General features: G+C 53.1%; 17 protein-coding genes. 8 read left to right on the top strand and 9 right to left on the bottom strand.

From position 1 onward, the window contains the following. Positions 1–4 precede the first annotated feature (4 nt). The 4 genes from BLP79_RS11480 to BLP79_RS11495 all read left to right on the top strand — a co-directional run bounded on the left by BLP79_RS11480 (position 5) and on the right by BLP79_RS11495 (position 5219). Positions 5–973, top strand: a complete 969-nt coding sequence (locus tag BLP79_RS11480; RefSeq protein WP_232716438.1) for a GlxA family transcriptional regulator — start codon at positions 5–7, stop codon at positions 971–973. Between the two features lie 82 nt (positions 974–1055). After that, positions 1056–3509: a GcvT family protein gene (locus BLP79_RS11485; RefSeq protein ID WP_090219095.1), complete on the top strand. Its 2454-nt coding sequence runs from the start codon at positions 1056–1058 to the stop codon at positions 3507–3509. A 106-nt stretch (positions 3510–3615) separates the two neighbouring features. Further along, positions 3616–4524, top strand: a complete 909-nt coding sequence (rarD, locus tag BLP79_RS11490; protein ID WP_090219097.1) for an EamA family transporter RarD — start codon at positions 3616–3618, stop codon at positions 4522–4524. A 41-nt stretch (positions 4525–4565) separates the two neighbouring features. Then, entirely contained in the window at positions 4566–5219 is a 654-nt protein-coding gene (locus tag BLP79_RS11495) for an RluA family pseudouridine synthase (RefSeq protein WP_090219099.1), read from the top strand. Positions 5220–5235: 16 nt separating this feature from the next. Here the strand turns inward: BLP79_RS11495 and BLP79_RS11500 are convergent, their stop codons facing one another. Beyond that, on the bottom strand, positions 5236–6675 hold the full coding sequence (locus BLP79_RS11500) for an aldehyde dehydrogenase family protein (protein ID WP_090219100.1): 1440 nt from the start codon (positions 6673–6675) through the stop codon (positions 5236–5238). Between the two features lie 257 nt (positions 6676–6932). On the opposite strand from BLP79_RS11500, the gene BLP79_RS11505 reads away from it, so the two are divergent. Further along, a complete protein-coding gene (locus tag BLP79_RS11505) occupies positions 6933–7583 on the top strand; it encodes a peroxiredoxin (protein WP_090219102.1) in 651 nt (216 codons plus the stop codon). A 38-nt stretch (positions 7584–7621) separates the two neighbouring features. Here BLP79_RS11505 and BLP79_RS11510 read toward each other — a convergent pair whose 3' ends face one another. The 4 genes from BLP79_RS11510 to BLP79_RS11525 form a co-directional block, all read right to left on the bottom strand. Continuing rightward, the gene (locus tag BLP79_RS11510) at positions 7622–8485 is read right to left on the bottom strand and encodes a glycosyltransferase family protein (RefSeq protein ID WP_090219104.1); all 864 of its coding nucleotides are present in this window, start codon (positions 8483–8485) and stop codon (positions 7622–7624) included. Then, positions 8482–9261 (bottom strand): hypothetical protein, encoded by a 780-nt coding sequence (locus BLP79_RS11515; RefSeq protein ID WP_232716440.1) that lies wholly within the window; start codon positions 9259–9261, stop codon positions 8482–8484. Before BLP79_RS11515 ends, BLP79_RS11510 begins: the two co-directional genes overlap by 4 nt. A gap of 158 nt (positions 9262–9419) precedes the next feature. Then, positions 9420–11561 carry a polyribonucleotide nucleotidyltransferase gene (gene pnp / locus BLP79_RS11520; RefSeq protein ID WP_090219106.1) on the bottom strand — a complete coding sequence of 714 codons (2142 nt, stop codon included), beginning with the start codon at positions 11559–11561 and terminating at the stop codon, positions 9420–9422. A 213-nt stretch (positions 11562–11774) separates the two neighbouring features. Continuing rightward, positions 11775–12251 carry an ester cyclase gene (locus BLP79_RS11525; RefSeq protein WP_090219108.1) on the bottom strand — a complete coding sequence of 159 codons (477 nt, stop codon included), beginning with the start codon at positions 12249–12251 and terminating at the stop codon, positions 11775–11777. Positions 12252–12358: 107 nt separating this feature from the next. Here BLP79_RS11525 and BLP79_RS11530 point away from each other — a divergent pair, with 107 nt between their 5' ends. Further along, entirely contained in the window at positions 12359–12712 is a 354-nt protein-coding gene (locus BLP79_RS11530) for a winged helix-turn-helix transcriptional regulator (protein WP_090219110.1), read from the top strand. A gap of 135 nt (positions 12713–12847) precedes the next feature. Here BLP79_RS11530 and BLP79_RS11535 read toward each other — a convergent pair whose 3' ends face one another. Further along, entirely contained in the window at positions 12848–14077 is a 1230-nt protein-coding gene (locus BLP79_RS11535) for a GTP-binding protein (RefSeq protein ID WP_090219111.1), read from the bottom strand. A gap of 228 nt (positions 14078–14305) precedes the next feature. On the opposite strand from BLP79_RS11535, the gene BLP79_RS11540 reads away from it, so the two are divergent. Next, on the top strand, positions 14306–14878 hold the full coding sequence (locus BLP79_RS11540; protein ID WP_090219113.1) for a hypothetical protein: 573 nt from the start codon (positions 14306–14308) through the stop codon (positions 14876–14878). A gap of 145 nt (positions 14879–15023) precedes the next feature. Here BLP79_RS11540 and rpsO read toward each other — a convergent pair whose 3' ends face one another. From rpsO to BLP79_RS11555, 3 genes are all read right to left on the bottom strand, one after another. Continuing rightward, positions 15024–15293 (bottom strand): 30S ribosomal protein S15, encoded by a 270-nt coding sequence (gene rpsO, locus BLP79_RS11545; RefSeq protein ID WP_009810119.1) that lies wholly within the window; start codon positions 15291–15293, stop codon positions 15024–15026. Positions 15294–15438: 145 nt separating this feature from the next. Then, positions 15439–16401 (bottom strand): calcium-binding protein, encoded by a 963-nt coding sequence (locus tag BLP79_RS11550; RefSeq protein WP_090219114.1) that lies wholly within the window; start codon positions 16399–16401, stop codon positions 15439–15441. 99 nt (positions 16402–16500) lie between these two features. After that, positions 16501–17034, bottom strand: a complete 534-nt coding sequence (locus BLP79_RS11555) for a DUF1643 domain-containing protein (RefSeq protein WP_090219116.1) — start codon at positions 17032–17034, stop codon at positions 16501–16503. A gap of 116 nt (positions 17035–17150) precedes the next feature. Here BLP79_RS11555 and BLP79_RS11560 point away from each other — a divergent pair, with 116 nt between their 5' ends. After that, positions 17151–18407: a hypothetical protein gene (locus BLP79_RS11560; RefSeq protein WP_090219117.1), complete on the top strand. Its 1257-nt coding sequence runs from the start codon at positions 17151–17153 to the stop codon at positions 18405–18407. Positions 18408–18444 lie beyond the last annotated feature (37 nt).

Consider the following 18444-nt stretch of genomic DNA (forward strand, 5'->3'; position numbering starts at 1 on the left):
GACTGTGGTAGAGCAAGCTTCGAACACCAGATGGCACATTGATATCATTTTATGTGATGGATTTGTCCTTTCGGAGCTGGCTGCCATTACCGATACCCTGAGAATTTGCAACCGGACGGTTGCAAATCACCTTTTTAGCTGGTCGTTTCTGGCCGAGGGTGGGGGAGTTCGGCGCAACGATTGCGGGGTGATGGTCGACACGCAGACTATTCCTGTAACTCCAAGCGCAGATTTTCTGTTTGTGCTTGGAAATTCCGATCCAGCCAATCCAGCGTTGTCCGTGGCTGAGGTGTTGCGGCGTTATCGGTTTGCAGGCAGCAAAGTGTATTTGCTGGCCGAAGCTGCGACGCGATATATTAGCGAAAGTGATGCCGAAGAGGGGCTTTCGACCCATTGGGAAAACTCCACAATTCTGCAAGAGCAGTATGGCCGCTTTGATACTGCGGGGGCCTTGGCTTCTGACAATGGCTCTGTAGTGACCTCTGCGGGAATGGAGTCCACGGTTGATCTTGTGCTGTCTTTGATTGGGCAACTTCTTTCCGCCCCAGTGCAGATGACAGTCTCAAACGTGCTGCTCCATGAAACGGTGCGCGATCTGAGCACGCTACAGCCCAGTATGGCGCAGCAATCCTCTTTGACGTGTGATCAGGATCTGGACCGCTGCATCCGAATGATGCAGGAAAACATCGAAGATCCATTGCCGATTGGGGATCTTGTGGCAAGACTTGGTATTTCGCCCCGATCCTTAGAGCGCAAATTCAAAGCCTATCTGGGGAAATCCCCAAACACGTTTTACCGTGAAATCCGACTGCATCGCGCGAATAATCTACTACTCAACACCACGCTGAGCGTGGGAGAAGTGGGCATGGCTTGTGGGTTCGCCAACGGGTTTTCGGGCCTTTACAAAAGCTTTTTCGGGGTCACGCCCAGCAGCCTGCGTAAAACCCGTCGTGCAGGTAAAAATACTGGTTAGCCGCCAAAGTTGACGGATTTCGTACATTTTAGCGGCTCACTTTCTGACATCTTATGGCAAATGAATCGGGGAGCTTCTTTCTATGTCTGATCTGCCAAACAAAGCGCGCGTTGTAATTATCGGCGGTGGCGTAATCGGTTGTTCGGTGGCCTATCACCTTACAAAACTGGGCTGGGAAGATGTTGTTTTGCTGGAACGCAAACAGCTGACTTCAGGCACAACATGGCATGCAGCCGGTCTGATTGCGCAATTGCGTGCGACGAAGAACATGACCAAACTTGCCAAGTACAGCCAAGAATTATACGGCACACTTGAAGAAGAAACCGGTGTTGCAACCGGCTTTAAGCGCTGTGGCTCGATCACCGTTGCGCTGACCGAGGAGCGCAAAGAAGAGATTTACCGTCAGGCAGCGATGGCCCGTGCCTTTGGGGTTGAGGTTGAAGAAATCTCGAACACGCGCGTACAAGAGCTGTATCCACATATCAATCTTGAGGGTGTGAAAGGCGCAGTATACTTGCCCAAAGACGGGCAGGGGGATCCTGCCAATATTGCGCTGGCCCTTGCCAAAGGTGCGCGTCAGCGCGGTGCATTGATCAAAGAGCGCATCAAAGTGACAGGCGTTGCTAAAGAGGGTCGCAAGGTTGTTGGCGTTGATTGGCAATCGGATGATGGCAGCCAAAGCGGCCAGATCGCGTGTGATATGGTCGTCAACTGTGCCGGCATGTGGGGGCAAGCGGTCGGCAAAATGGCGGGGGCCAATGTGCCGCTGCAGGCCTGTGAGCATTTTTATATTGTGACCGAAAATATCGATGGTCTGACACAGCTACCGGTGCTGCGTGTGCCTGATGAATACGCCTATTATAAAGAGGATGCAGGCAAGATCCTTTTGGGGGCCTTTGAGCCTGAGGCCAAGCCCTGGGCGATGGATGGTATCCCAAATGATTTTGAATTTGATCAATTGCCAGAAGATTTCGACCACTTTGAACCGATTCTTGAAAAAGCGGTAGAGCGTTTGCCTTTGTTGGCAGAAGCAGGGATTCATACGTTTTTCAACGGACCTGAATCGTTCACGCCGGATGATGCGTATCATCTGGGTCTGGCACCTGAGTTGGATAATTTCTGGGTTGCGGCTGGCTTTAACTCGATCGGTATTCAATCTGCCGGTGGTGCAGGGATGGCCTTGGCTGAATGGATGGACAGCGGCGCGAAACCTTTTGACTTGGGCGATGTTGATATCTCGCGGATGCAGCCGTTTCAGGGCAACAAGAAATACCTATATGAACGCTCCAAAGAGACGCTTGGATTGCTGTTTAAAGACCACTTTCCCTACAAACAAAAAGAGACCGCGCGCGGCGTACGCAGATCTCCCTTGCATCATCACCTGCTTGAACAGGGTGCTGTCATGGGAGAATTCGCAGGCTGGGAACGTGCCAACTGGTTTGCCAACCCAGAACAGGAACGTGAATATCACTATACGTGGAAACGTCAGAATTGGTTTGAAAATTCAGCTGCCGAGCATCGCGCGATCCGGGAAAATGTCGGCCTTTATGACATGTCATCCTTTGGCAAAATCCGCGTAGAAGGCCCTGAGGCCGAGGCGTTTATGAATTACATCGGGGGCGGGGATTATTCCGTTCCCGTGGGCAAAATCGTTTACACGCAGTTCCTGAACCACACCGGAGGTATCGAGGCAGATGTAACCGTGACACGCCTGTCTGAAACCGCCTATCTGGTGGTGACACCTGCAGCTACGCGCCTTGCGGATCAAACCTGGATGATGCGCAACAAGGGGGCTTTCAACGTCGTCATTACGGATGTGACCGCCGGTGAAGCCGTCATGGCCATCATGGGGCCGAATTCACGAAAACTGCTGGAAAAAGTCTCGCCAAATAATTTCACGAATGCGGGTAATCCATTTGGAACCGCGCAAGAGATCGAGATTGGCATGGGGCTTGCCCGGGCGCATCGTGTGACTTACGTCGGGGAATTAGGGTGGGAGATTTATGCGTCCACCGATATGGCGGGCCATGTGTTCGAAACCCTGATGGAAGCGGGCCAAGATCTGGACCTGAAACTTTGTGGTCTGCATATGATGGATTCTGCGCGGATCGAGAAGGGTTATCGCCATTTCGGGCACGATATCACCTGTGAAGACCATGTGGTGGATGCAGGCCTTGGCTTTGCGGTGAAAGTGGACAAGGGCAGCGATTTTATTGGCCGCGCCGCTGTGGCTGCACGCAAGGAAAGCGGGCCACAGAACCGGCTTCTCCAGTTCAAGCTGACCGATCCTGAGCCGCTTTTGTATCACAACGAACCTATTCTGCGAGATGGTGAGGTTGTGGGGTACCTTACTTCGGGCAACTATGGTCATACGCTTGGTGCGGCGATCGGTCTTGGCTACGTGCCATGTGCGGGAGAGAAAGCGGCGGATGTTCTGGCCTCAACCTATGAACTGGACGTCATGGGGACGCGGGTCGCCGCTGAGGTGTCTTTGAAACCGATGTATGATCCGAAATCTGAACGGGTCAAAGTCTGATCGGTAATACCGTCAAAGGGATATCAGAAATTGTGATATCCCTTTGCACAGAAAATACATTTTTCTCTGCGTGGGCCTCCTCTATGAACAGATGAGGAGACCACACATGGATCAAGTAAAGCGCGAAGATCAGGACACGCCGAAAGGCTTGGTTCTGGCAATAACAGCCTATGTATTATGGGGATTTTTACCGCTTTATATGAAGGCTCTGGCACATGTTCCCGCCGCTGAAGTTGTGGTGCACCGCATCCTATGGTCCGTGCCAGTTGCGGCGGCTGTATTGATTGTGTTGCGTCGCACCAATGATCTGCGGGCTGCGTTGCGCACGCCGCGTACTTTGTTGATGGGCTGTGTGACGGCAGCGCTGATTTCCTTAAACTGGGGCACCTATGTCTGGGCCATTAGCGCTGGGCGTGCCTTAGATGCGGCCTTAGGGTATTATATCAACCCCTTGTTCAGTATTGCGCTTGCAGCTTTGGTTCTGGGGGAGAAACTGACCAAGGCGCAAAAGGTTGCAATTGGGTTTGCGGCGCTGGCAGTGGTCATTTTGACCATCGATGCTGGCACCTTGCCCTGGGTGTCGATTGTTTTGACCATTAGTTGGGGCTTTTATGCCTTGGCGAAAAAGTCTTTGCCGGTTGGCCCCAATCAGGGGTTCTTGTTGGAAGTGTTGATCCTGACGCCTCCGGCTTTGGGTTATCTTGTCTATTTGTCCGCAACAGGCGCGGGGCATTTTACCGAAAGCCTGTCTAACACCATTTTACTGATGGGATGCGGTCTGGTGACTGCGGTGCCTTTGATCGTTTATGCCAATGGCGCGAAACTGGTGCGCCTGTCGACGATTGGTGTTTTGCAATATATCGCGCCGACAATGATATTCCTGACTGCGGTGTTGGTGTTCAAAGAAGAGTTCAGCGGTGCGCGCTGGGTGGCCTTTCCTTTGATCTGGCTGGGGCTGGTGATCTATACGGTCTCGATGATCTCGCAAATGCGCCGTCCTGTTGCGAAGGGGTGAACACGCTTGCCCCCTGCGAGCCCAGCAGCTAGGCAGGCGGCATGATGCTTTCTGATACCTATTCTCCACCACAAGACCCGCTTGATATCCTGCACCACGACGCCGAAATTTTGGTGGTCAATAAACCTGCAGGGCTGCTTAGTGTGCCGGGCCGGGGAGAACATTTGTCAGATTGCCTGATCTCGCGCGTGCAGGCCGCCTTTCCTGAGGCGCTTTTGGTGCACCGTCTGGACCGGGATACCTCGGGGGTGATGATTTTTGCGCTTAGCGCTCATGCGCAGCGCCATCTGTCGATGCAATTTGAAAAACGCACGACCCAAAAAGCCTATGTTGCCCGGATTGAAGGGCAGTTAGAGCCGCGGTCCGGGACTGTTGATCTGCCACTTATTGTAGATTGGCCCAATCGTCCCCTGCAAAAAGTATGCCATGAAACGGGCAAACCTGCGGTGACAGATTGGAAAGTTGTGAAATATGGTGAGGGCGAGACACGCGTGCGCCTAACACCGCACACCGGACGGTCACATCAGTTGCGGGTGCATATGCTGTCGCTTGGGCACGCCATTCTTGGCGATCCGCTTTATGCGACGGGGGAGGCCTTAGACCACCCCCGTATGATGCTACATTCCGAAGAATTGCGGATCAAACACCCAGATAGCAGCGAGAGCCTGAAATTTCGCTCCAAAGCTGCGTTCTGACCGGTGATGCGGCAGGCTATTCCGCCTGCCAGCCACCGACAGATTTCACCTCAAGGAAGTCTTCAATCCCAAATATCCCGCCTTCGCGGCCATTGCCGGATTGTTTCATCCCTCCAAACGGAGAGCCTGCAGATCGGGAAATCCCGTTGATTTCCACCATGCCCGATCTGAGCTGACGTGCCAGCCGATTGGCACGCGCGGGATCTTGGGTCTGAACATAGTTGGTGAGGCCGTAAACCGTATCATTGGCGATTTCCAAAGCCTCTTCTTCGGTGTCAAACGGTAGGATTGACAGAACCGGGCCAAAGATCTCTTCACGCGCAATGGTCATCTGATTGTTTACATCGGCAAAAACTGTGGGACGCACATAATACCCAGTGTTGAGACCGGGAGGACGACCCGTGCCGCCAGTGACAAGGCGTGCCCCTTCATCAATCCCTTTTTGGATCAGATCCTGAATCTTATCCCATTGGGTCGCGTTAACAACAGGGCCGATGTGATCCCCGGGTTGATCAGCCGGACCAACCGCGATTGTTGAAGCCACCTCTGAGGCCTCAGCCACCACACGATCATAGATCGAGCGCTGCACCAGCATACGGCTGGGGGCATTGCAGCTTTGGCCGGTGTTTTGCATCATGGTTTCAACACCCCGGCGCACAGCTGCATCATCAGCATCGTCAAAGATCAGATTTGCGCCTTTCCCGCCCAGTTCCAGATGAACCTTTTTGAGGGTGAGTGCTGCATTCTGCGAGATTGCGGTGCCCGCGCGGGTGGAACCGGTGAACGACACCATATCAACATCCGGATGTCCTGACAGTTGTGTGCCGACGCCCGTGCCCGTGCCATTCACAAGGTTAAATACGCCGGGCGGAAAACCTGTTTCATCCATCAATTCGGCAAAGATCATCGCGCTGAGCGGGCTTTCCTCAGAGGGTTTCAGCACCATTGTACATCCTGCAATGGCTGCTGCCCCCACCTTGAGAGAGACCTGATTCATCGGCCAGTTCCAGGGCGTGATCAAGGCGGCGACACCAACGGCCTCGTACACGATGCGGTCCTTGGGGCTTTGTGCGTTCAGAGGGCGTTCAAATTCAAATTCTTTTGCTGCTTTGATAAAGTTTGTCAGATGATAGCTGCCACTGCCAGCCTGACTTTTGTGGGCAAGATCCATGGGCGCGCCCATTTCAAGGCTCATGGCTTTGGCTATTTCATCTTTGCGGCGGCGGTAAGCTGCTAGCAGGTTTTCCACCAGTGCGATGCGCTCTGCTACTGGGGTTGCCATCCATCCAGGCAGGGCTGCCTTGGCGGCCGCAACAGCCGCATCGGTGTCGGCCTGCGTGCCGAGTGAAATAACAGCGCAGGGGCTTTCGGTTGAGGGGTTGATGACCTCACAGGTTTCAGCTGCTGCAGGCGTGATCCATGTGCCGTTGATATAAAAATCGCGTTTTTCCAACATCGTAGTCTCTCCTGATGCGGGCCGTGTTCAGGCCGGAGTCTGGTGCCATTGAGGCCACTCTGGCAGCGCGTTAGCGCAGGGACAAGCGGGAAGAAAAGATTTGATCAAGTTATACGTAGGGGGCGCCTTGGTCTAACTTTCAAGGAATTTATCAAATTTTCGGTGGCACTGCAGGCTGGACCCTGTAACTTGTGCGCCGAGCACCTAACTAGGGTGTAGAATGATCATTGATCATCGCAGCATAAGGGAGAGCCAGCATGAGCTTGCGCATCAACGATACCGTCCCAAATTTCACCGCAGAAACGGATCAGGGCACTATCACTTTCCACGATTGGATTGGAGACAGCTGGGCCATTCTGTTTTCGCATCCCAAAGATTTTACACCTGTGTGCACCACCGAATTTTCGGCAGTGGCCCAGTTGAATGACGAATGGGAAAAGCGCGGCACCAAAGTGATTGGCGTGTCCGTTGACGGTCCAGAAGATCACCGCAAATGGAAAACAGATATTGAATCCTATGGCAAAGCCTCTGCAGGTTTCCCGATCATTGCGGATCAGGGGCTTGAGGTGTCCAAAGCCTTCGACATGTTGCCGTCTGAAGCCTATCTGCCAGACGGTCGTACTGCGGCAGACAGTGCGACTGTGCGCTCGGTCTTCATCATCGGGCCAGACAAAAAGCTGAAGCTGTCTATGACCTACCCGATGACGGTTGGCCGCAACTTCGCAGAAATCCTGCGCGCGCTGGATGGTCTGCAAATCTCATCCAAAGGTGTTGCAACCCCGGCGAACTGGGTGCCCGGCGAAGATGTGATCATCCCGCCAGCGGTGTCTGATGATGACGCCAAAGCAAAGTTTGGTGAATTTGAAACCATCTTCCCCTACCTGCGCAAAACAAAAGCGCCAGAGTAAGAGATCAAAAGCGTTTGAGATCAGATGCAGAGCGCCCTTTAAGGGGTGGTCTGCATCCTTTTGCCGGGTAGGCCATAAGCCCGCGTAAGCGCACGAATGGCGCGATCATTGCCGCCCAGCCCATCACCGCCGGCGTTTTCGCTTAATAGGCTGACAGTTTGCGATCCGGGCCATTCTATAATCCGCGCCTTACCACCTAGATTATGCACCTCACAGCCGTTCAGGCGGGTCATCCAATATAACCAGATATCATCCGCGCTGGGGCAAAGTGATAAAAACGCGTCTGTTTCAATGGCGTGCTGGTCCAGACTATTTGGTGGATAAAGCACGCCACTGACACCAGTTGCAAAGATGTCTGCGCCGCTTTGCTGGGTGTTAAGATTCTTTTGCCAATTTTCATACGGCGCGATGGAGCCGGATGGCTCATATTGTACACGATGCGCACGATGAGAGATCACGTTCCCTGGATGCTGTTTCGCACCTTCAACCAGCTTTGCAAGCCAATCAAACGGGTAAAAGACGTCATCATCTGCCGTCACGATATAGCGGTTGGGATCTTGCTGCAGGGCAGGAATGATTTTTTTGAACGAACGCCAATCCTCGCATAACGCGATCGACAACCCCTCGTTCTTGAGCGCTTTGATTTCGGTCGGAAGCTGTGCTGCATCCTCTGGGCTGAGCCACAAAATGACCTGATTTGGTTTTACACTTTGCCGCAAAAGACACTGCAATGTGGGTAATAGTGACGGAAAGCGAGGGGCAAAGCTGGTGAGAGAGACAATCAGTGGAGCATTCAGCCCATGTGGATCAGCAGGGGCGTCTATGCGTTGTTGAATGTCGTTAAGACAGCTTTGAACGCGGCGTTTCCATTTAAACGTGCGAAACCAGCGCGTGGGGTTCATTCTTGTGCCGCCCATGCCGATTTGAGCCAATCCACGTTGCCGATGCGGCGATACCAGACGCCACTTTTGCGCTCTAATGCATCGTCCATTTTGGGGTTGCCCGCAAACAGGACAATCTTCGCGCCCTTGGGCAATGTTGGATCAGAAAAATAGCTGGCGAGGTGCGGCGGCACACAGTGCTTTTTAAAGCTGACGCACCATTCTGAAGGCCAGTAGTTCAGGTGGCCGTGTTTTGCGAGCTGCGCGCTTTGGAATTGTTGGCTGATTTCAAAATCGCGGGTGGCGGCATCCGGGTCGGCCACAAAGGCCTCTAGAATGTAGCTATGCGCGCCGATCTCGTAGCGAAAGACCGAGCTGTTGCCGACCGAGTGGAGAAAAGCATCACGTTTTGGGTTGCGTTTGCGCAAGGGATTGCTGCGAAACAGGTCATCATCACGGATGATGTGAAATGGGCCGGGGTGATCAAAAAACGGCGTGAGATCGCCAACAATGATCTGATCCAGATCCAGAAATAGTGCAGTTCCCTGAAGGCCAAACAGATCCTTACGAAACAGCGCCAGTTTGCGCCAGCGCGTATCGCTATGGCCCGCAGGCAGCCCAAGTTCGGGCAGTGGGAATGTTTCAATTCCCGGTTCCAATCCCTCGGCGTCATCGGTGAAACAGATGAAGCGATGGGGGCGATTCAGGTGTTTTCTGACACCACGCGCCAGATTGTTGACGTAATGCGGGCCATAAAGCGTCCCCCATTTCATGGTCAGAATCAAAAGCGGTTCCACGGGTAAGCTCCGGGTGATGAGTAACGGGGGCGGGCGCGACGCTTTTTGGGGCACGGCCTTTAGCACTCTTTATCAAGAAGCCGTCAGACTGCAAAATATAAGCGCAACAAAAAGGGCCCCCGCTTATGCGGAGACCCCAGATGAGAAAGTGCAGAGAATTAGTCTGCGTTTTCTTCTTTTTTCTCAGGCGCGATTTCTTCGCCGGTTTCCTGATCAACAACTTTCATTGACAGGCGTACCTTGCCGCGATCGTCAAAGCCCAAAAGCTTAACCTTAACTTCCTGGCCTTCTTTGAGAACATCAGAAGGATGGTTCAGGCGTTTGTTCAGGATCTGGGACACGTGCACCAGACCGTCACGCTTGCCAAAGAAGTTCACAAAGGCACCAAAGTCGACGATCTTGACAACTTTACCAGTGTAAACTTGGCCTTCTTCGGGCTCTGCCACAATCGAGTGGATCATGTCGTAGGCTTTTTGGATCGCTTCACCGTTGGCGGATGCGATTTTGATCACACCATCATCGTTGATGTCGACTTTCGCGCCTGAGGTTTCCACGATCTCGCGGATGACTTTACCGCCAGAACCGATCACTTCACGGATCTTGTCGGTTGGGATCTGCATGGTTTCAATGCGTGGTGCATGAACTGAGAATTCCTGAGCGCCGGTGATGGCTTTGGCCATTTCGCCCAGAATGTGCATGCGGCCGTCTTTGGCCTGTGCCAGCGCTTTTTCCATGATCTCAGGCGTAATGCCTGCAATCTTGATGTCCATCTGCAGCGAGGTGATGCCGTTTTCGGTACCCGCTACTTTGAAGTCCATGTCGCCCAAGTGATCTTCGTCGCCCAAGATGTCAGACAGGATCGCGTATTCGCCGCTGTCTTCCATGATCAGACCCATCGCAACGCCTGCAACGGGTGCTTTCAGCGGAACACCTGCGTCCATCATGGACAAGGAGCCACCGCAGACAGATGCCATCGAGGAAGAGCCGTTGGATTCGGTGATTTCAGATACAACGCGCACGGTGTAGGGGAAATCAGTTGGTGCAGGAAGAACCGCCTGCAGCGCGCGCCATGCCAGTTTGCCGTGACCGATTTCACGACGACCGGGAGACCCAACGCGCCCCACTTCACCCACGGAATAGGGAGGGAAGTTATAGTGCAGCAGGAAGTTTGATTTGAAGTTGCCATGCAGGCTATCGATGAATTGCTCATCGTCGCCGGTGCCCAGAGTGGTGACAACCAGACCTTGGGTTTCGCCGCGTGTGAACAGGGCAGAACCGTGGGTCCGTGGCAGCAGGCCAGTTTCGCTTTCGATGGCGCGGATGGTGGCGGTGTCACGACCGTCGATGCGCTTGCCGGTTTTGACAACGTCACCGCGCAGAATGCCAGCTTCCAGCTTTTTCAGTGCGGAACCAAGGTTCGCATCTTCCAGTTGCTCTTCGCTCAGGGCTGCTTTGATCGCGTCACGCGCTGCGGCAACAGCGGCGGTGCGCTCTTGCTTGTCGGTGATTGCGAATGCTGCACGCATCTGCTCTTCACCGGCTGCTTTGACGGCTGCGTAAAGGTCAGCGTAATCTGGTGCTGCAAATTCAAACGGCTCTTTGGCGCAGTCTTCGGCCAGATCGATGATCAGATCGATCACAGGCTGGATCTGCTGATGCGCAAAGTTCACCGCACCCAGCATCTCTGCTTCGGACAGTTCGTATGCTTCAGATTCCACCATCATCACCGCATCTTTGGTGCCGGCAACAACCAGGTCCAGACGCTGTTCTGGATTCAGGCGCAGATCCTGCATGTCGTCGATGGTTGGGTTCAGAACGTATTCACCATCCACAAAGCCAACGCGCGCACCAGCGATTGGGCCACGGAATGGCGCGCCAGAGATGGTCAGCGCTGCAGAGGCTGCGATCATTGCAACAACGTCAGGGTCGTTGACCAGATCGTGGCTCAGCACGGTGCACATCACCAGAACTTCGTTTTTGAAGCCATCGACAAACAGCGGGCGGATCGGACGGTCGATCAAACGCGCGGTCAAGGTCTCTTTTTCAGTGGGGCGCGCTTCGCGCTTGAAGAAACCACCGGGAACTTTACCAGCTGCGTAGTATTTTTCTTGGTAGTGAACGGTCAGTGGAAAGAAATCCTGACCGGGCTTTTGTGCCTTTGCAAAGGTCACGTTCGCCATAACCGAGGTTTCGCCCAAAGTGGCGATTACGGTGCCATCGGCCTGGCGGGCGATCTTACCTGTTTCCAGTGTCAGCGTGTCTTCGCCCCACTGAATTGATTTTTTCGTAACGTCAAACATACGTGCGTATCCTAATTGGGAGCGCGCCCAAGCGTATCCCAGGGCTCCCGATTTCATAGCGGCCCCATTGCCGCCGACCCCATCTATCTTTGCGTGCGCGTGCCAGGGTCCGGGCACGCGGTTTCAGATAGCCGGGGCATACTATAGATTGGCATTAAAAGAAAGAAGCAAAGCGCCAACCCCAAGGAGGCTGACGCATGAGTTTTTGGGTGTTTATTCGGCGTTCAGCTGATTCATCAAACCCAAGATGTCTTCGACATGCCACAGGCCGGTGATTTTGCCCTCTTTGACCTCCCATAGCTCCATGCCGGGGATCGAGAAGGCATTGGCTGGGGTTTTTGCAGGAACACCAAACAGGCCGTCGGTGTTGGTGCCGACATAGCGCCAGATGATCAGCGCCTTATCGTCGCCGACAGGCTCGATCATTTCGATTTCATGATGCGAATCTGGTGCTCCATTTGCCAGCATTTGGAAAATGCCACCCGCGGGGCCTTGTTGTGGTTTGACGTTGTTCGTGTGGTCGAAAAAATCAGGGGAAATGAACGTTGAGAGTTTTTCGCCGTCAAAGGGTCGCGCATCAGCGATTTCGTAGAATGCAGCCATGGTTTCGACGGCGTCATTCGCGAAAACGGCAGATGCAAAGGTTGCCGTTGCTGCAACGGTTAATGCGATATGTTTCAGTGGTTTCATGGTTCTCTCTCGAAAGTTTGGATTCAGATAGCTGAGAGGTATGGGACCGTTGAACCAACGACAATTAGGCACTATTTTGTCATGCAGAGTGTAAAAGGGTACTGTAAATGACTGAGCAAAACGTGATTGATAAGCCAGAGGGATATTTTACTTGTCCGGTTCGGCGTACCTTGAGCGTTGTTGGGGGGAAGTGGAAACTTCTTATTATCAACGAGCTGCTTGTTAGCCCGTTGCGTTTCAATGAGTTGAAACGTCGTGTGGGGAAAATTTCACAACGTCTTTTAACTGCGCAGCTACGGGCGCTCGAAGAAGATGGGATTGTTACACGTGAGGTCAAAAATATTATGCCACCACATGTGGAGTACAGACTGACAACACAGGGGCAATCAATCTCTGAGGTTATCGAAGTTCTGACTACTTGGGGGGAAAAGGCGATCGAACAGGACACACAGCAACAATAGACCTATCAGATTTTGCGCTGCGCGATCTTGCAGTTTGATTGGTTTTGCAAATCAAGTGCAGCTCCTCTGCGTGATAGAGAGGCAATGACAGGATGCAAAATATAGTTTGAACCCTGCCAGAGTTGTCTCAGCAGTCTATTCTGCGGCAGGTGCGCGCCGCCAGTTCGGGAAAGGATCCACCATGTCTGCCAAAGCTGGCAGATCTTCTGGTGTTGCTCCGCCCATCAGACAGCTATCCAGTTTTGCCTTCAATGCGGGCCAATCAATTCCGGCACCGATAAACACCAGCTCTTGGCGGCGGTCGCCAAAGGGTTCGACCCAGTGCTGCTGCATGTATTCTTTGGCCTGTTCATGCGTGGGCCAGCGTTCGACAGGCACGCTTGCCCACCAGGTGCCAAGTGGCGCAACCGAGGACAGCGCGCCAGCAAGCGAGAACTCGGCCACCCACTCGGGGCGGGTTGCAATCCAGAAATGGCCTTTGGCGCGGATCACACCGGGTAGGGCGCCGTTCAGAACGTCATGGATTTTTTGTGGATCAAAGGGCGCACGGGCCCGATAGACAAAGGAGGCGATCCCGTATTCTTCGGTCTCAGGGACGTGATCGGCAAAGCCATACAGCTCTTTTGCCCACATTGGGTGCTCGTGGGCTTTTTCAAAATCAAACAGGCCAGTGTTCAGAATGTCTTGGGCGGGGACATCAGAAAAATCAGTTTCAATGATTTTGGCATCCGCGTTCAGACTGCGGATGATTTTACGCGCGGCATCTGCGCGTTCAGGCCCGGCATCCGCGACCTTGTTCAAAATCACCACATCGGCAAATTCCAGCTGATCTGTCAGCAGATGAACCAGCGTGCGTTCGTCTTCTTCGCCCATTGTCTCACCCCGATCCGCCAGGAAATCATGGCTCGAGAAATCCTCCAGCAGATTCACCGCATCCACCACAGTCACCATCGTGTCCAGGCGCGACACATCAGACAGGCTTTCGCCCTCTTCATCGCGAAAATCAAAGGTGGCCGCGACGGGCAGAGGTTCTGAGATACCCGTGGATTCGATCAACAGATAGTCAAACCGTCCTTCAGCCGCCAGACGGCGCACTTCAAGCAGCAGATCATCCCGCAGGGTGCAGCAGATGCAACCGTTTGACATCTCAACAAGGGTTTCATCCGTCTGGCTCAGCTCTGCGCCACCTTCGCGCACCAGATCCGCATCGATATTGACCTCAGACATGTCATTCACAATCACCGCCACCCGCAGGCCTTCGCGATTGTTCAGGACGCGGTTCAACAGCGTGGTTTTTCCTGCCCCCAGAAAGCCTGAGAGAACAGTAACGGGGAGGCGGTTATCTGGCTGATCGATATCTAGCATGGGATCCTCTGGATGATATGTTATAAAGTAACAATCATGTTTGACCCAGATGCGCAAGCCGGATTCTACTTACTAAGACCACCTGCTTAGTCTGCAATTTGAATATGTCTGCCCACATAGAGGTTCTGAGTGATATGGCAGAAAGCCCATTCCAGAACGTTGATCAAAAGGGGCTCAGGTATCGTGTGTCGTCACAATTTAGCTATAGTTCTGCGCTAGCCTTAAATTGTGGCAGAATTGATTGTTCTAAAATCGACAAAGTTGCGCGTCGCCAGTTTTTCTATCGTTGGCGTGTGTCTGGGCGTTGTCATCTCGGTCGGGTACTGCCTTGCAATCTATCCAGCAGATCACATCGAGACACCATTCAAGGTACTTTTTGCGCTTTTTGCTTTGGCGAGTTGTGCTTTGGCAGGTTGGGATGCTCGAAAAATTTGGCGCATTTTTAAGACGCCGGGTGCGTGGCAAGTTAAAATTGGCGCGGGTCGATTGGTCTGGGACGTGGCTATTCGCAGTGAAAATCTTCCACTGGATATTGCGCTGGCTGATCTTACAAAGGCATTGATTTTAGAAACCCGCCGTACAAGCCGGGACAGTGATGGCGCTTATACTGAAATCGGCGAGCAGTTTGAGCTTTATCTGAGGGACGGGCGTATCTTGGTCATTGATCAAGAGGTGGCAGGTATCAATCCGCACCGGGTGTTTCGCGCGCTGGTAAGGCATGGCGTCCGCTGTGAGCGATGGTTACAGGATCACACCGAGGGCAGCACCGATCGGTCGCGGGTGTATCTGGGATCTGACTAAAATCTTTGCTGTTGATGTTTTCAGCAATGTTGCTGGTCGCCAAGCGAGTCTGAACCGCTGTGTTTCCGCAGGCGTTATATGCGTTTCAAAACAAAAACGCCCGCAGAATATGCGGGCGTTTTGAGATCCAGTTGGATCGGAAATCTTAGCGGCGGATGCCCAGGCGTTTGATCAGGTCTTGGTAGCGAGCTACATCTTTGCCTTTGGTGTAATCCAGCAGCTTACGACGCAGAGCAACCATTTTCAGCAGACCGCGACGACCGTGGTTGTCTTTTTTGTGGGTCTTGAAGTGTTCGGTCAGAGTGTTGATGCGTGAGGTCAGGATTGCAACCTGGACTTCCGGAGAACCGGTGTCGCCTTCTTTGGTTGCGAATTCTTTCATCAGGCGTGCTTTTTCTTCAGCTGTAATCGACATCGGGGTCTCCTTTGATCGTGTAAGTGTGAATGGCGCGGGCCGGGATGTCGTCCAGCACAGGCCCATGGAGTGTCTGCCGATTCCCCAGCAGATGCGCGCGTATAGTCCGTTTTGCGCGATTTGGCAAAAGGAATAATGCCTTTGTTTAAGGGGACGGAGCAAAAGCCGCGATTTGTGTATCGGACATCAGTAGGATATTTTCGGCTGTGATTGCTGCCCCATTGGTCAGGCGCGCCGCCAAAGTGCCCTCAACCGAAACAAGCGTGTCTCCGCTGCCATCTGGAGCTGTCGAAATTCCGATGTCCGGATCTTCGTCTTCGGTCACATCCCAAGGCAGCACTAACATGTCTTCGGCTGGGTCAAAGTCTGAGATTTCAACAGGATCTATAGTTTCTGTTGGCAGAACCATTTGATCTGCGCCCGCCCCGCCATGCAGAATATCCCCTGTGCCGGCCAGCAATGTATCCGCGCCATCGCCGCCATTCAGGAAATCACTTTCAGAATCATCATCGCCTGAGACCAGATCATCCCCGCGCCCACCAAACAGAGCGTCCTCTCCCACGCCACCTGAAAGGGCGTCATTCCCATCATTCCCATGTAGCGCGTCCTGTCCGGCGCTGCCAAACAGGCTGTCGTCTCCTTGTCCGCCATGGGCCATATCATTGCCTGCGCCGCCGATCAGAAGATCATTTCCAAAATGACCAAAAAGCGTGTCATCGCCCTCCCCTCCGTCTAAGAGATCTGCTTCATCCTCTCCGTGCAGCAGATCCTGCCCCGCGCCACCGCTCAGCGTGTCTGCGCCTTCACTGCCGTAAAGGCCATCATCGCCTGTGCCGCCGTCGATGTTATCATTGCCCTCGGCGCCGTTGATTTGATCGTTGCCGTCCCCGCCAAGCAGATCTTCGTCAGCAGGCGTGCCAAGCAGGATTTCACTTTCGACTGAGGATAAAAATTCATCAAGTGGCGCGATTTCAGGTTCGGGTGATGAGTCAGGCGTTGTGCCTGAGGCATCTTCGTCATTTGATGCATCCTGCTGCCCGTCGTCCTGATCTGTCATCAGAAGACCCCCGGCAGCGATCAACCCGATCAGGCTGGCAAACATAAACATAACACACACTCCATCACTGCAATAACACGCAATGCGTGTGTAATGTGCTGTATTCCCCTCCTGAAATCAAAACAAAACGAGAACATAGGTTAACGGATGCTATCCGTTCAGAGGGTCCGCGTTGGTGTGCACCCAGAGTTCGGGCTGGCGCGCATAGGCAATATACAGTGGGTGTTTGGGGTGCCCCGCCTTGCTAAGGCCCAGATGATGCAGGGGTTTATTCTGTTTGCGCAACAGGCTTGCCATGCGCGGCCCCTGATCCAGGTGGGCTCCGTGCGTGCCCCAGGCGCAGATGATCTGATCGGCCCATAAAGCGCCCTCGATCAGAGTGGTCTGATTGTCTGGTCCTTCAGGTGCTTGCGCTTTGCGCATGTCACGGGGGTCTGTTGCGCGATAGGCAAAGATATTGGTCGCGCGAAAAGAGCCCAATCCCAGCGCCCGCGCGCGGCGTTCGCAGCGCTCGATTGTTGGGTCGTTTTGCACTTCGGTTGCTTTTGAGGGATTAAGCATCACAAACATCACGCGCGCGCCTTGTGAATCCCACGTGCGCGTAAGGCTGTAGCGATAGGTTTCGCAATCCGAATAGACCGCAGTAGAGGGCGCATCGCCCTTGGTGTGATGGCGGGTGATCATGCAGCCTATCTACTGATGTGAGGCTGAGCTTCCAAGCAGGACTTGTGCATCTATTGATGTATTGCTTAAAATTATAAACACGTATTTGGTGTGTTTGTATTTTTTAGAGGTTTATTATGGAGCTTTTCTTTCTTTTTGCGCTCGTAGGATCGGCTGTATTTTGGGGGAGTGAAGGGTCTGATCAACTCTCTGAAGATGAAATTGCAACGGGTGAGGATACAGATACCGAAGACCTGATCAATTTGGGAGATCTCGTGGGAGGAGAGGGCGAAATGCCGGATCAGGATCCACCAGATGACAATTCCGATGCGGTTGAGATTGTTCTGACCGAAGGGGACGTTTTCACCAGCGAAGACGATACCGCCGAGCGATTCTTTATCTCTGAAGGGGGTTTTAGCTCTGAAGAGGGGGGCCGGGGTACCGTTATTGAAGGGTTTGATCCTGAGCACGATTCTCTTGCGATGGATGATTGGTATCTTGATGTGGAATTGTACCTGACACCAGATGGAGCAGGGGTGCGCTTTGTTGCGCTTGAATCTTCGACAACCTTCCTCACCTTGCCGGATCTTGTGTTGGAAGATGGGCAAACATTGGAGATGGAATTTTTTAGTGAGCGCGCAGAGGGTGGGTCTTTTATCCGAACTTACGATGCGCCAACTGACAGCGGGCCTATTTCAATTGATGCCCAACGCGGAACACAGGAGGCAGATCTTCTGACGGGGAGCGATGCAGATGATGTGCTGTTTGGAGAAGATGGTGCGGACACGATTTTAGGCGGGGCAGGGGATGATATCCTGCTGAGCGGTAGTGGCATCACATATTACCCATATGGGTTCAATCATTTACCGGGCTCGGTCACCCGTGTTGGTGATGATGGTGATGTACTAGACGGAGGAGCCGGAGATGATATCCTTTGGATTGGCCCCGGCACCGAAGCCACTGGTGGGAGTGGAGCGGATGTATTTGAAGCCTTTGCCAATGTGTATGATGTGGATGCCGACGCAGCTGCCATCACGGATTTTGATCCAACAGAAGATCAGCTGATTGTAACCTTTCCCCTTTCAGGCGGGTTTGTGCAGAGTTTGCCGGAGTTTGATCTGGATGACGCGCTGGAGCGCTTTGAGCTGAGTTATGACGCAGATCAGGATAAAACGTTGGTGATTTTGAATAACTTTACCGTCGCGACCTTACCCGGCAATCAATCTGATATTCGTGTGGCTTTTCATGACGCGTATTCTGAATCTGGTTTGCCTTGGTACGATACAGATGGAAGTTTGTTGTCGGAGCAGGAAGGTTTGGCTGCAAGTATCCAAGTGATTGGAACCGTCGATACCGGTGTTGTTGGGGTAAATTATAACGGCACGCCAACCTGATTTTAGGGCCAAAGGTGCGCAATTTTAACCTGAGTTA

The sequence above is a fragment of the Epibacterium ulvae genome (assembly GCF_900102795.1).
Taxonomy (GTDB): Bacteria; Pseudomonadota; Alphaproteobacteria; order Rhodobacterales; family Rhodobacteraceae; genus Epibacterium; species Epibacterium ulvae.